We start from the raw sequence: 13990 nt of genomic DNA on the forward strand, positions 1-13990 counted from the left end.
TATCTATTGTTTTGCTTTAATTAAGGGTTCTAAAAGTGTGATCAGACGCTCAAATGTCAAAACGTCTTCTTTGTTTATTAACCGAAGGGTTTTTATAAATAAATGGTCATTCTTAATTTCTATTTCCAATCCCTTAAAATTAACAAGTATATCCATCAGTCTTCGAATGTGTAGGATTTGAGTTGATTTTTTGAAAGTAAAGCACTCATAATTTTCGAACTTCAACTCATCATCATTTCTGATCTTATCAAAGAAAGCTTCTGCTTTTGTCTTTTCTCGAAAATAATAATGTCCCTCTATGGTTGGTATATGAAGCCACATCATTAACTGAGACTCGCAGTAATAAATTGGTGAATAAGTTTCAGGAGCTACAGTAAATATATAACCCAAATCAAAGCGAAACAAACTAGCATAACTCCAATCATCATAATGTGTTAAAGTTACACAATTGGAAATAACCTCATAGGCGTCATCCACAAAATCTTCAGCTTTTAGAAAGCGTCTACTCGATCTTAAATAGTTAAGTGCTCGCTCAATTTGCTCTTGTTCTTCGAACGCCAATGATTTTAACTCTTCTTCTGGAACCTCTCTGAACTCATTGTCATGTGCCACCCAATGACCAGATTCGGCTTGTTCAAGCGTCAACTTTGCGCCAGTTTCAGGATCGATGATATACGCGTCTTCCAAACTCCTTTTCATACGTTCTTGTTGCTTTTTATCAGACTTAGTTTCTATACCAACAATGATATTAAAAACCAAGCTAATTAAAACAATCACCAAGGCCACTATGAAAATATCCATTATCATTAGCGTTCAAGCTTACTATTCCTGTCTAATCCAGTATTGAGTTCGATAAAAAAATGCCACATACCCACGTACTTGGAGTCGGTCTGGATTATCATTATCGAGTTTTAAGCGGCAATCGTATACTTTACCATTTTCAGGATTGGTAATAGTCCCGTTCTTGTAGGTCTCATCAGACTGCTCCATATTCTTGATGATGTCCAAGCCTAGAATGGGCTTGTTGTAGTCGTCACCTTCACAAAATTTACATGGTAAATCACGCTTTTCAGGATCTAAAATTTCGACAATCTTACCGAACACCTTACCATTCTTTTTATAAATTTCCACAATGGATTTAGCAACACCCGTTTTATCGTCAATAGTTTTCCATGTTCCTAAAACACTTTGAGAATTAACCGTCAAGGTGATAAATACCAAGCAGCATAAAGTCATCATTTTCTTATTCATCAGTTCTTTTGTTTTTACTTCTTAAACGCCTTATGGTCGCATTTAGTTCATAGCCGAGCAGTAGTATATTGGCGTTCAACCATAAATAAAACAGAAGTATTAATAATGCGCCAATGGAACCGTATAATTTGTTATACTGTGAAAAGTTCTCAATATATATACCGAACAAATAAGACGTCAGAATAATCAGTAGCGTGGTAAACAAAGCACCAATAGAGAAAAACTTAGAAGTCTTACCCGATTTGGTTCCGTAATAATATAAGGTGGCCGTAGCAATATACACCATAAAGACAAAAAATAAATATTTAAAAAAGACCACCCAGAACATGCCATTATCATCAGCCACATAATTGAAACTATCAAACTGTTCATAGAGCGCTTGAATCACATAAATTTGGAAATACCCAAAAATAACGACCGTTATTATTAACAGAAATGCTAAGATCAACGCGACACCCAAGGCGTAAAAATATTGCTTAAATACGTTTCTAGTTAATTCTTGATGGTAGGAGTTTTCAAATCCCGAAAAAACGGCATTGACGCCATTTGCCATCAACAGTAAAGACACTACAAATACGGATGATAAGAGTCCTGCATTTTCTGATTTATCAATATTTTCAAAAATATTAGCAAAGAAAAAATCTGAAGTCTGCGGTGGTAAAAATGAATCTAAAAATTGTAGAAATTCCGTTTTAAAGCCATCCACTGGTATGTAAGGAATTACAATAATTACAAACAATAAAAAAGGAAATATAGCGGTAAAAAAGCTAAAAGCAATCGCACTAGCCCTTGAGGTCAATGCGCCTTTAAATATGCCTATAGCGTATAATTCTAAAAGATCATAGAGCGATAGTCCCTCCAACCCTGGAAGTTTTATACCTCTTAGAAAATCTACGATGAGATTCACGACTGGTATCTTGCTCAATATCTCCTTTAGACGCTTGGACATTAAACGGCTTTCAAACTCAAATCCATATTATACACAGAATGTGTTAGTGCACCAGAAGATATATAATCAACACCACATTCTGCATACTTTCGCACCGTTTTTTCATTGATTCCACCTGATGATTCTGTCAAACATTGGTTGCCAATGAGTTTCACAGCCTTGCGTGTGTCTTCATAGTTAAAATTATCTATCAATATGCGGTACACACCTTTACTTTTGAGAATTTCTTCAATTTCATTCAGATTTCTTGCCTCCACAATAATTTTCAAATCGCGGTTGGTTCTTTTTAAATAATCCTGCGTTTTAGAAATAGCATTGGTAATTCCGCCTGCAAAATCAATATGATTATCTTTAAGCATGATCATGTCATACAAGGCAAATCGGTGATTTTCGCCACCACCAATTTTTACGGCCCATTTTTCTAAAGCACGAATGCCAGGCGTTGTTTTGCGTGTATCTAAAATTTTTGTTCCGGTTCCTTCCAATAAATCCACGAAGGTTTTTGTTTTGGTAGCAATCGCACTCATGCGTTGCATGGCATTCAACACCAATCGCTCTGCTTTCAAAATAGATTGCGATGCACCTTCTACGTAAAACACAACATCTCCAAATTTAACGGGACTTCCATCATTTATCATGGTTTCAACTTGCAATTTCGGATCGACATAATGAAATACCTGCTTCGCGAATTCTACGCCCGCAATAATCCCTTGATCTTTCACTAGTAGTTTCGCTTTTCCTTGGGATGATTCAGGTATGCAGGCCAATGAACTATGATCACCATCACCTACATCCTCACGTATGGCATTCGCAATAATGAGTTTAACTTCCTTTTCAAATTGTTCTTTAGAAATCATGATTTGGATATTTCTTGTAAAAATAGCAATTGCATATTAAAAACTTTCAAAAAAGTATAACTTTGAAACATGACAATTAAACTTTTAGCCATAGGAAAAACTGATAATACCCATCTACAATCTCTCATAGAAGATTATCAGAAACGATTGGGTTTTTATATCAAATTTGAATTTGACATCATCCCAGATCTTAAGAAGACCAAACACTTGAGTGAAGCCCAGCAGAAGCAAAAGGAAGGTGAACTCATTCTTAAAAAACTACACCCTACAGATTTATTGATTTTATTGGATGAAAACGGTAAGCAAATGGATTCTATGAATTTTTCCAATTACCTACAAAAACACATGAATTCGGGTATCAAACAACTTGTGTTTGTCATTGGTGGTCCTTACGGATTTTCAGAAGCACTTTATCAAAAAGCGAATGGGAAACTATCATTATCTAAAATGACTTTTTCCCATCAAATGATTCGCTTGTTTGTCATTGAACAGTTATACAGGGCGTTCACTATTTTAAAAAATGAACCCTATCATCACCGTTAAACTCAATGCGTTTTAAAAATCTCTTTTCGCTTCTTCAATTGTCGTTCTAAATCACTAATTGTAGAACGCACTGCAACCTCATATTGTTTTTCATTGGATGTTGCAAACAATCTAGGTCCAGGTAAACTTAACCTGATATTACATATTTTGTTATTGACGGGTTCATTCGGGTCTTTCTTAAAAAAAACATCAGCACCTACAATGAATTCATACCTATTGAATATTTTATTCAATTTCTCTTCAGTAAAAGCACTTAAGGTGTCACTGACATCGACATCGACATATTGGAAATTTACAGACATAATCGTTCTCGTTTTTAGGTTAATTTCTTATTCCTAATTTACGAAAAAAATGAGCAAGATCACATGACAAAACTCATAAATTGTAGAAAATCCATTGTAGAAAACAAAACGTCTGAATTGCTATATATCCAAAAGCTTCAATACGTTTTCTTTAAAGGTCAAAAACACTTCAGAAGATTTTTGCTCATCATTAACGCTATTAAAATAAGTTTCCAAGAGCATGCGATTATGTTCACGTTGTTTCTGATCGCCTGTAAATTTGTAAAAGGCCATAGACCAGTCATCCCAAAGCGTTTGCTCTGATGGCGTTTCAATCAACGTGGTGACATCATAATGTCTATCGTCGTTTTTGATACTATGATACAATTCGGAAATGATTTGTTTTTCACCTTCGATGATCTGAATAAATTCGTGATCATGATAAATAATGCATCCTGTAATGTTATTGTTTTTATTGAACCTTTTGGCTTTAATTAGCATCATATCAATTTTAGAAAGCGTAAAATCCTCTTTCGCTTTCGAATGATATACAACTGAGTACGGCATTCTAAATATTTAAAGTTTAATTAATGGCTAATAATTCGGGATTGGCGATACATTTAGATGGTAGAACGCCGAAGTGATTTTTAAAAATTTTGGAAAAGTAACTTCTACTTGTAAATCCGACACTATAAACGAGTTCTGAAACATTGAGATCAGATTCGTAAATCAATTTAGCAGCTTTTTCGAGACGCTTTTCGGTCACATAATTAGACACTGTTTTTCCATATAAATATTTGAATCCAGCTTGTAACTTGGACGGATTCAAACCAGAAACGAGCTCTAAACGACTCAATGTTAAACTTTCAGTTAAGTTATCATTGATAAACGTCTCAAGTGCTAGAATTCTATCAACTTCATATACTTTGATAGGCGCTTTATCGTGACCACTGGACAGGTCTTTGTCATGTCTATCAATTTGCGACGCCATCGTATTTAATATAGCTGCTTCTTTAAACAAAATATCTGCAGGATTTTGTGAACCATATTTCATCATATCACTCACAAAGTTGGAGGTCCTAAAACAAACACGACCACTGTAAAAATGGTTTTCCTCGGCATAGACCTTTGTTAATATGTTAAAAGCACTCAATCTTAAATCATATAAGTCTTCAGACTGTAATTTATCGTAATTAGGTCGGTAAGAAATAAGACTAATTTTGAGGGGTGTATTAGAAGGTACTTTTATAACACTTCTTGAGTTCTCGCCTCTGTTAATTATGGTGTTTTGTCTAAAATTTATCGGTTTGTATGAAGTTCCTGTACCAAATCTATGATGAATTGATCCTTCTAAGCAAAATACAAAGTCAATGGTTTTTTTTGAATCACCGAGCAATTGCACCTCAAAATCTTTCTTAAAGGTTGCATCAATAATGATGACTGAAATATCATCTGAAACGACTGTAACCGAAACAACACCTTTACCATAGTCACTGCGAACCTTAGTAAAGCCAAATCCCTTTCTGCAATTAATCTCATCTCCTATCGCTTTCGCCATAATCGATAAATTATCAAGTGGATTTAATATAGACGATTTTAATTTTATCATAAATTTGAATGGACTGTTTTTTTATTAATTAACAATATTAATATTAAATAATAAAAGTCCTTAACATAATTAGGTAAATGAATACCTTTTTTAAGCTTTCTACTTTACAAGAGCAAATTGAATAAGAAACTCCTGTTTTATTTGTTATTGTGCAGAGAATCATGACATCTTAGAATTTCACAAGGGAATGAAGAGCACCATCAGTAGTTGTAAGACTAAAAAGCACAAAAAAGGCAGCACTAGATATCCCATGACATCACGAGCCTGAAGCTTCACACCTGCACCCATAACAGGTAATACCAACAGAATAAAAAATGGTTGAAGCATATTACTCAAGCTCTCACCATAGGCTACTGATAAAGATGCCCTTGAAATCATCTCAGTGACAGTGGCCTCTGGCAAGCCTGTTCCTAAAGCTTTAACTGCTTCAATCATACTTGGTCCAACCACGGCAAATTCACCACCTGCAGAAGGAATGGCAAAATTCACAAAACCTCCTGTGAGATAGGCAAAAAATGGATACGTATCTATCGTCATGACCGACACCAAGCCTTCAGCCAGCCGCTCTCCTATTCCGGTATATAACATGATTCCCATAATCCCAGCATAAAAAGGATATTGAAACAATACACCAGAAATATTGCTACTCGCTCTTTTCATTGCGACACTATAGCGCATAGGTGTTTTATGAAGCAGCAAGCCAATCATCAAGAACATGAAAATCATGATATTAAAATTTAAGTCAAAGCCATTGGTCCAAAAATGCTGAATCACATAAATCAAACCCAGTAGAAAAATAAAAAGCGGTAAGAAGAATCCGTTATTTAAGGTGTCTGAAATTGCTTTTATTGGCAATTTAAAACTCTCTGCTTCAGCTTTGATTGTTGGTTCTTGTGACTGGTTGTTCGATTTTAGCAAATCTTGCAAGGTTTTACCTTTATGAGACTTCGGAATAAATAACAAGAATAGCAGTGGTGCACCCACGATAAACAGGGCTATCATTGACAAATTCAAAACCGAACCTAAGGTATAGGACGTAGGAATTTTACTCGACAAAATACCTGCTTTCATTAAAAAATTATCCTCCGTATTTAGCAGAAGCGGAATAGAACTAGACAAACCACTCACCCAACCTCCAAAAGAAAAATACACACAAGCTACTAAAAATGGATAATTCACATTTTTGATTCTAACAGCTAATTCTCTCGCTAATACGCAAGTAATTACAATCCAACCAAAACTCACTAAAGAAAGCAAAGAACCTACAACGATTACAAATAAATATACCTGTTTGGGTGTTTTTACAGAAACTGTTAATCGATTAATAGCGCGTCTGATTACAGGAGATAGCGCAATACTAAAACCAGTGATGATTATTAACACGATTTGCATCCCAAAGCTCAACAAATCAAAAAAACCATCATACCAAGACGTGATCACATCCATGACACCGACATCCATAAAGATGTAAGCGCAAATCATCGTGATTAGGGTGAGTAAAAGTGCAAACACAAAGGCACTAGGCATATACTTTTGAAATAAGTCGGTGAAGGATTCTCCTAGTTGTTTGAGCATGACTGTTAATTTTAAGTATTGATGTCGAATTTAAGCAAAAATATATACTTTTGATCTCTCAATAAAAATCCATGCAACTCGTATTCGCTACCAACAATCAGAACAAAATTAAAGAAGTGCAGTCCTTGATACCTAGCCATATTCAGTTATTGAGCTTGGAAGATATTGGGTGTGAGGAGGATATTCCTGAAACACAGGATACCATTGAAGGAAATGCCATTCAAAAAGCAACTTACATCAAAACAAATTATGGTTATGATTGTTTTGCAGACGACACTGGTCTTGAGGTAGCAGCTTTGAATGGTGAACCTGGTGTTTTTAGTGCTCGTTATGCTGGAGAACAGCGCGATGCTAATGACAACATGGACTTACTTCTAAAACGCCTGAAGAACGAAACCCATAGAGCTGCGCAATTTAAAACGGTCATTGCCCTCCAAATACAAAATAAACTAGAGACCTTTACAGGTATTTGCCAAGGCGCAATAACGGAGCATAAAAAAGGAGATAAAGGTTTTGGCTATGATCCCATTTTTCAGGCGAAAGGTTACGATAGCACTTTTGCTGAAATCTCGTTAGAAGAGAAAAACAGGATTGGCCATCGCGGAAAAGCCGTAACACAATTGATTTCTTATTTAAAAACATTATAACAACGCACTTATGAAGACTTTTAAAGGATACACACTTATTACCTTACTCTGTATAATGATCTGCACGGGATGCGCAAAAAGTGCGTCTGAGCAGGTAGAAGATACGTGTCTGCGATTCTTAAAGGGACGCATAGACTTGAGATCCAATGATTCTCTTCAATTAAAAGCTGTGACGTCAGATTCTCTCTATGAATTATTTATGTTGCATCACAGCTATGAACAATTATTGGATGCACCTATTGTAAGAGCGGATTTAAACCTAAGTGTCAAATCAGTTAAAATCCAAGAGGATTGTGCCACCTGCGAAATGAATGGACCAGATTATTATACAATTCAAGTGTGTAAAGATGATGAGGGTTGGAAAGTCCAAGGCGAAAACAACATGTATCCAAATGCGGAACGCATTGCTATTGCAAAAGCAAAAATTGCCACTTACAAAGAACAATTAAAGCTCAAACCATTGAGAGACTCCTTATTGCTTCTTGTCAATAAATTTCATCCGCGTGTCAAAGAATATTTTACGAATAAAGACCTTGAGCCGTTGCGACCAATATGCGATGAGGCTACCCTAAATTTTATTCAAAAATTTTATGCCTATACTAAGGAAAGAACAGGATTAGATGTGATTCATGAAGAAATGAAAAAACCCGACTTTTTGGTGGGTGATTACTATAATGACAATGGCTACACAGAATTTAAATACTACAATGAAGATATCACGCTCGTGCTATCAAAAGACAGTGACCATAATTTTGTCATTTCCGGATTTAATGGTTTAAAGTCTGACGTCATTGACGATGCAATCATGAAAGGCCAATATTTAGATTTACTGAGAGCATTAAAACTCATTAGAAAGCCTCAATATCGCAATAATGACATTCGTTAAGTTCCATTGTAGCATCCGTAGTTTTGCGTTAACGATAGAACGGTCTGTTTGAAATCCTTTTTTTTGAGTAAAAAAAAAGATTGAGTAGTGATAGCGTGTTAAAACGCCCAAATATTGTTTATCCAAATAAAAGCGTATCTTTGCCGCTTGAAAAATCCGCTGTCTGGATTTTATAAATTCCTCAGGGTGAGGATGTGTTACCTAGAAGTTTAAGTGTTTAGTATGTCGATTCGCTTCTTTTGTAACACCAAAGCACATAATCGAATACGAAAACAAACGAATGAGCACATTCAAAGAACTCGGTCTTAACAATGACCTGCTTGCTGCTATTAATGATTTAGGATTTGAATCTCCTAGTGATGTACAAGCAAAAGCCATCCCAATTTTATTGGAAAAAGACACAGATTTAGTCGCCTTAGCGCAGACTGGAACTGGTAAAACAGCCGCATTTGGTTTCCCAATGCTGCAAAAAATTAATGTAGAAAGTCGTACAACCCAAGGCTTAATCTTATCACCTACTCGCGAACTTTGCTTACAGATTACCAACGAGCTAAAACAATATGGTAACTATTGTAAAGGACTTAATGTGGTTGCCATTTATGGTGGTGCAAGCATTTCTGATCAAGCGAAACAAGTCAAGCGTGGCGCTCAAATCATTGTGGCGACTCCTGGTCGTATGAAGGATATGATTAGCCGTAACATGGTTGATATTTCTAAGATTGAATATTCCGTTTTAGATGAAGCGGATGAAATGTTGAATATGGGATTTTATGAGGATATCACTGATATTCTTTCTCATACTCCGGAAGATAAAAGCACTTGGTTATTTTCTGCAACGATGCCCAAAGAAGTGGCAAGAATTGCACGTGATTTTATGCATGATCCCATTGAAATTACCGTTGGAAATAAAAATGAAAGTACCAACCAAGTATCACATGAGTATTATCTCGTAAATGCGCGTGATCGTTATCAAGCACTTAAACGTTTGGCAGATGCCAATCCTGATATTTTCTCTGTGATTTTCTGTCGCACGAAACGCGACACACAAAAAGTAGCTGAAAACTTGATTGAAGATGGTTACAGTGCTGGAGCTCTTCATGGTGATTTAAGTCAGAACCAACGTGATTTGGTCATGAAATCTTTCAGAAACAAACAAATACAAATGCTCGTAGCGACAGATGTGGCTGCACGTGGTATTGATGTTGATGATATTACCCATGTGATCAATTACCAATTACCTGATGAAATTGAAACCTATACGCACCGATCTGGTCGTACAGGACGTGCTGGAAAAACTGGCGTGTCTATGGTTATTGTTTCCAAAAGTGAAGTTCGCAAGATTAAAAGTATTGAGCGCATCATTAAAAAGGAATTTGAGAAAAAGGAAATTCCAAATGGTATGGAAATTTGTGAAGTGCAACTGATGTCACTTGCTAACAAAGTTCATCATACCAAGGTGAATCATGAGATTGACAAATATTTAGAGAGTATCAATGAATTGTTTTCAGATACTGATAAAGACGAATTAATCAAAAAATTCTTTTCAGTAGAATTTTCACGATTCTTTAATTATTATCAAAAAGCAAAAGACTTAAATGTTTCCGATTCTTCTCGCGGACATGAAGGTGAACGTTCTAGTAGTAGTGGTAACGAAACACGCTACTTTATTAACGTAGGTAGAAAAGATGGTTATGACTGGATGAAATTGAAAGACTTCTTAAAGGAAGTTTTAGAATTAGGTCGTGATGATGTCTTTAAAGTAGATGTGAAGGATAGTTTTTCTTTCTTTAATACTGATAAGGAAAATGAAGCGAAAGTCTTAGCATTTTTCACCGATTTCAAACACGAAGGTCGTTTTGTGAATGTTGAAGTAAGTGAAGATAAAGGTGGACGCAATCGTGGTGGTAAACGTCGTGACGGAGGCAAACGCAGACGTCGTGATGACAAACCAAGAGGCGAAAGACGATCTAGACGTAGTGATTCTGGTTTTTCTGGAAGACGTAGTGATCGAAAATCAAGTGAAGGTTCTGGTAACCGAAAAGATAGAAGACGCGCTGAACAGTCGTCAGTTTCTGATAGACCGAGACGTTCGAGACGTTAAAACATACTTAGAAAAGCCTGAAATTTAATTTTTCAGGCTTTTTTATTTATCTTGTTAATATTAAGTCAAAATTACGTCTGATGCTATAGTGGTATACAATTTGTTTATTACTTTTATCCCATATTAATCGCTATGAAATACGCTTTATTCCTTTTTACTCTAATCTTTTCTGCTTCATTTAGCTATGCTCAAGAAACGGAAGAGCCCACTTCGGTGAAAGGAACTGTTATTGATTTAGGGTCTGATCAACCTATGGATCGCGTGAATATTGTGAATCTCAACCAAGTGATTGGAACTTCCACAGATGATGAAGGAAATTTTGAAATTCAAGCAAAAGTTAATGACACCTTACACCTATCCTATATCGGTTATAAGTCTATCAAAGTAAGAGTCACGAATGATTGGCTGAAATTTGGTGAAACCAAAATAGGCATGACAGAATTGGCCTTAGCATTAGAGGAAGTGGTTGTCAACCAATTAAAATTGACGGGTTATTTGGATATAGATGTTAAGCAAGTTCCTATTCAATCAAATTACAGATATAGCATTTCTGGATTAAATACTGGTTATGAGGCTGGAAATAGAAGTCCGAATGCCGTAAGTAAAGTATTAGGTGCTATTTTCAATCCAGCGGATTTTCTCCATAAAGTATTTGGTAAAAAGCCCAACGAGCTGAGAAAATTAAAAAAAATGAAAAAGGATGATGAAATCCGTAATCTGCTAGCCTCACGCTTTGACCGAGAAATGCTTATGGTTTTATTACAAGTAGATCGCTACGATTTGGATGAAATCGTGAATCAATGCAATTACTCAAAAGACTTTATTCAATCGGCTAACGACCTTCAAATTTTAGATGCGATTAGTGAATGTTACGAAGAGTATAAAGTACTCAACCGTAATAAAGCTGATAGATTTTAAGTTATTTTTGCGAATGTAAAGCAATCCTATTCCCTTCAGTATCAATAAATACAGCCATATAACCATGCTCTGGAGAAATTTGTGTTTTTGGTTGGTAAATTTGACCTCCAGCAGCTTCAATTTTATCTAACTCCTGTTGTACATCTTGACTCACAAAATAAACCAACGTGCCTTCCTGGCTCGGAATATAGGTCTCTTGCTTTATTAATGTCCCAGTAGCACCAGGCTTTTTTTCGTCAAAGGGAAACCAACCCATGAGTAAGCCTCCAAAGTCGTGAATTGCTATTTTAACATTAAAAACAGTTTCATAAAATCGTTGAGCACGATGCATATCATGAACCGGAATTTCAAACCAACCTACCATATTGTGTTCCATAATTATTGATGTTTTATCATATATTTTAATTGTTCCTAAGCTTTGTCAGAGTCCTTTCCCAAATGCTCATCGATAGTTGGAATTGATCTAGACATTATGGGTTCTCATAAAAGCGTTCAACAATGGCATCATAGCTTTTAATGGTTTTCTTGCACCAATCCATTCGTTTCTCCAATAACTCTTGCTCGGTCAAACGCCAATCAATAGAAGTTTGCTTTAATTTCGAAGTGACATGCTGAAGAATAATTGCTGCAGATACAGAGATATTCAAACTTTCTGTAAAACCAACCATTGGAATTTTCAAAAAACAATCGGCAGCCTCGATGACTTCATTAGACAAGCCATCCTTTTCGCGTCCGAAGAAAAAACAGGACTTTTTAGTCACATCGAAATCATCTAACAATCCATCCGTTTCATGAGGTGTGGTTGCCACAATTTGATAGCCTTTAGACTTGATATCCTTTAAGGCGCTTTTAACAGAATGATAACGATTTAAATCCACCCATTTTTGCGCACCCATGGCAATTTCTCGATCGATTCGCTTGGTGTTCTTTTCCTCTATAATGGCGACTTCTTGAACACCAAACACATCGCAACTCCTAATGACAGCACTTGTATTATGTAGCTGATAAACATCTTCAGTGGCCACAGTAAAATGCTTGGTTCGTTGCGCTAATACCTTCTTGAATTTCTCCTGCCTTTGTTCGGTTAAGTAACTTTCAAGATGCTCCAAAAGTTTGATATCTGTCATTAAAAAAGTTTATATTCGTTCAAAATATAAAACTCTATGGGATTAAAAAAACGAATGCTATTATTTTCACTAATCTGTATGTTTCATGCAATGCTCATCGCTCAACCCAACAATGACCAAGTGATTAGTGATACCCTAAGTTACAATGAATCAAACAGCAATAAAGTGATTGCTTTTGGAGAATTCTTATCCAACGCTATCCAAAATCGGGAAGTCGATTCTTTTATGGTTAAATTGAACAATGACAAATTCTTTGAACGTGTTCTGGGTGGCAATTCTGATTTAGATCGCAATGATTCATTCACCAAAGGACTCATTTTAGGCATGAAACAAGCCTTAAACTCCTTTCCCAATGAAATAATTTCTGAAGTTGAAAATGGCTCCTATTATGACTTTATCAGTTACAGATATGATGAAGCAGCACAAACTTATTATGCGCTCTTTCGCTTATATTCCACTGAAAGTGGTATGAACTATCACGACTACAGAATTGTCAACAATGATGGCATTATCCAGTTTTCTGATATGTATATTTATTTAACAGGTGAGCATTTTACAGAAACCTTAGGTCGACTCATGCGCTATACCTTGCCAGAAGCAAAAATTTTCGGACTTATAAATTCTCCGCATAACTCTGAGTTTGATCAACTCATGTCGGCTATGACATACAACAACAACGGTGAGTATTTGAAGGCTTACAACCTTATGAATAATTTGAAATCTGAACTAAGTCAGGAAAAATTCTTGCTCATATTCAAGACACTTATTGCTAGTAATATTGATGAAGAAAAATATCTCAGTTCTCTGGAAGAATTGATTACTACCTTTCCCGACGATCCAACCATTGGTCTCAACAAAATTGACTACTATATTTATAAAGGGAAATATTTTGAAGCTATTCAAGTCATCAATCAACTACAAAATGAAACCGAAGATGATTTTCTTAATTACGTGAAGGCCTGTGTGGCGTTCGAGGATCAAAATTATGATTTAGCCTTAAATTATTTTAAATATACGATTGATAACTACACTGATTTTTTTGAAGGTCAAGCTGGTTACCTCAATACCCTAGTGATGATGAAAAATTATCCAGAAGCCGCAAATTACCTAGATGAATTGATGGCAGCAGGTTATGAAAAAGAGTTGATTGCTGAATACGTGGAAGAGGATGACGAGTTTGGTGAAAACGTCCTAAAAGACTTTGCTAAGTCAAAGCCTTATAAAAACTGGAAAAAGAAGAAATAAG

16 protein-coding genes are annotated in these 13990 nt (G+C 35.7%); 6 read left to right on the forward strand and 10 right to left on the reverse strand.

The features are described from left to right. Positions 1-3 precede the first annotated feature (3 nt). Genes ACU8DI_RS08410 through nadC form a run of 4 tightly spaced genes read right to left on the reverse strand, consistent with a single transcriptional unit; the run spans position 4 to position 3057 of the window. Positions 4-801 carry a hypothetical protein gene (locus ACU8DI_RS08410; protein ID WP_447112321.1) on the reverse strand — a complete coding sequence of 266 codons (798 nt, stop codon included), beginning with the start codon at positions 799-801 and terminating at the stop codon, positions 4-6. Positions 802-822: 21 nt separating this feature from the next. Next, the gene (locus tag ACU8DI_RS08415; RefSeq protein ID WP_447112322.1) at positions 823-1251 is read right to left on the reverse strand and encodes a DUF2147 domain-containing protein; all 429 of its coding nucleotides are present in this window, start codon (positions 1249-1251) and stop codon (positions 823-825) included. Continuing rightward, positions 1244-2200 (reverse strand): YihY/virulence factor BrkB family protein, encoded by a 957-nt coding sequence (locus tag ACU8DI_RS08420; RefSeq protein WP_447112323.1) that lies wholly within the window; start codon positions 2198-2200, stop codon positions 1244-1246. The genes ACU8DI_RS08415 and ACU8DI_RS08420 overlap by 8 nt, the downstream gene beginning before the upstream one ends. Beyond that, positions 2200-3057 carry a carboxylating nicotinate-nucleotide diphosphorylase gene (gene nadC, locus ACU8DI_RS08425; protein ID WP_447112324.1) on the reverse strand — a complete coding sequence of 286 codons (858 nt, stop codon included), beginning with the start codon at positions 3055-3057 and terminating at the stop codon, positions 2200-2202. Before nadC ends, ACU8DI_RS08420 begins: the two co-directional genes overlap by 1 nt. Positions 3058-3126: 69 nt before the next feature. On the opposite strand from nadC, the gene rlmH reads away from it, so the two are divergent. Continuing rightward, complete coding sequence (gene rlmH, locus ACU8DI_RS08430) at positions 3127-3600, forward strand: 23S rRNA (pseudouridine(1915)-N(3))-methyltransferase RlmH (protein WP_447112325.1); 474 nt, start codon at positions 3127-3129, stop codon at positions 3598-3600. Between the two features lie 2 nt (positions 3601-3602). On the opposite strand, the gene hpf is transcribed toward rlmH, so the two are convergent. The 4 genes from hpf to ACU8DI_RS08450 all read right to left on the reverse strand — a co-directional run bounded on the left by hpf (position 3603) and on the right by ACU8DI_RS08450 (position 7065). Beyond that, entirely contained in the window at positions 3603-3902 is a 300-nt protein-coding gene (hpf, locus tag ACU8DI_RS08435; RefSeq protein ID WP_447112326.1) for a ribosome hibernation-promoting factor, HPF/YfiA family, read from the reverse strand. Between the two features lie 120 nt (positions 3903-4022). Beyond that, on the reverse strand, positions 4023-4448 hold the full coding sequence (locus ACU8DI_RS08440; RefSeq protein WP_447112327.1) for a BLUF domain-containing protein: 426 nt from the start codon (positions 4446-4448) through the stop codon (positions 4023-4025). A gap of 16 nt (positions 4449-4464) precedes the next feature. Further along, positions 4465-5490 carry a helix-turn-helix domain-containing protein gene (locus tag ACU8DI_RS08445; RefSeq protein ID WP_447112328.1) on the reverse strand — a complete coding sequence of 342 codons (1026 nt, stop codon included), beginning with the start codon at positions 5488-5490 and terminating at the stop codon, positions 4465-4467. A gap of 177 nt (positions 5491-5667) precedes the next feature. Continuing rightward, complete coding sequence (locus tag ACU8DI_RS08450; protein WP_447112329.1) at positions 5668-7065, reverse strand: short-chain fatty acid transporter; 1398 nt, start codon at positions 7063-7065, stop codon at positions 5668-5670. A gap of 71 nt (positions 7066-7136) precedes the next feature. On the opposite strand from ACU8DI_RS08450, the gene ACU8DI_RS08455 reads away from it, so the two are divergent. The 4 genes from ACU8DI_RS08455 to ACU8DI_RS08470 all read left to right on the forward strand — a co-directional run bounded on the left by ACU8DI_RS08455 (position 7137) and on the right by ACU8DI_RS08470 (position 11617). Next, positions 7137-7712, forward strand: a complete 576-nt coding sequence (locus ACU8DI_RS08455; RefSeq protein ID WP_447112330.1) for a non-canonical purine NTP diphosphatase — start codon at positions 7137-7139, stop codon at positions 7710-7712. A gap of 10 nt (positions 7713-7722) precedes the next feature. Next, positions 7723-8598, forward strand: a complete 876-nt coding sequence (locus tag ACU8DI_RS08460; protein ID WP_447112331.1) for a hypothetical protein — start codon at positions 7723-7725, stop codon at positions 8596-8598. 280 nt (positions 8599-8878) lie between these two features. After that, on the forward strand, positions 8879-10699 hold the full coding sequence (locus ACU8DI_RS08465) for a DEAD/DEAH box helicase (RefSeq protein ID WP_447112332.1): 1821 nt from the start codon (positions 8879-8881) through the stop codon (positions 10697-10699). Positions 10700-10831: 132 nt separating this feature from the next. Continuing rightward, positions 10832-11617: a carboxypeptidase-like regulatory domain-containing protein gene (locus ACU8DI_RS08470; protein WP_447112333.1), complete on the forward strand. Its 786-nt coding sequence runs from the start codon at positions 10832-10834 to the stop codon at positions 11615-11617. A gap of 1 nt (position 11618) precedes the next feature. Here the strand turns inward: ACU8DI_RS08470 and ACU8DI_RS08475 are convergent, their stop codons facing one another. Then, positions 11619-11993: a VOC family protein gene (locus tag ACU8DI_RS08475; protein WP_447112334.1), complete on the reverse strand. Its 375-nt coding sequence runs from the start codon at positions 11991-11993 to the stop codon at positions 11619-11621. A 94-nt stretch (positions 11994-12087) separates the two neighbouring features. Then, positions 12088-12744, reverse strand: a complete 657-nt coding sequence (locus ACU8DI_RS08480; RefSeq protein WP_447112335.1) for a TrmH family RNA methyltransferase — start codon at positions 12742-12744, stop codon at positions 12088-12090. Positions 12745-12780: 36 nt separating this feature from the next. Here ACU8DI_RS08480 and ACU8DI_RS08485 point away from each other — a divergent pair, with 36 nt between their 5' ends. Next, on the forward strand, positions 12781-13989 hold the full coding sequence (locus tag ACU8DI_RS08485) for a tetratricopeptide repeat protein (RefSeq protein ID WP_447112336.1): 1209 nt from the start codon (positions 12781-12783) through the stop codon (positions 13987-13989). The last annotated feature ends 1 nt before the right edge of the window (position 13990 follow it).

The sequence above is a fragment of the Psychroserpens sp. BH13MA-6 genome, from assembly GCF_052983595.1.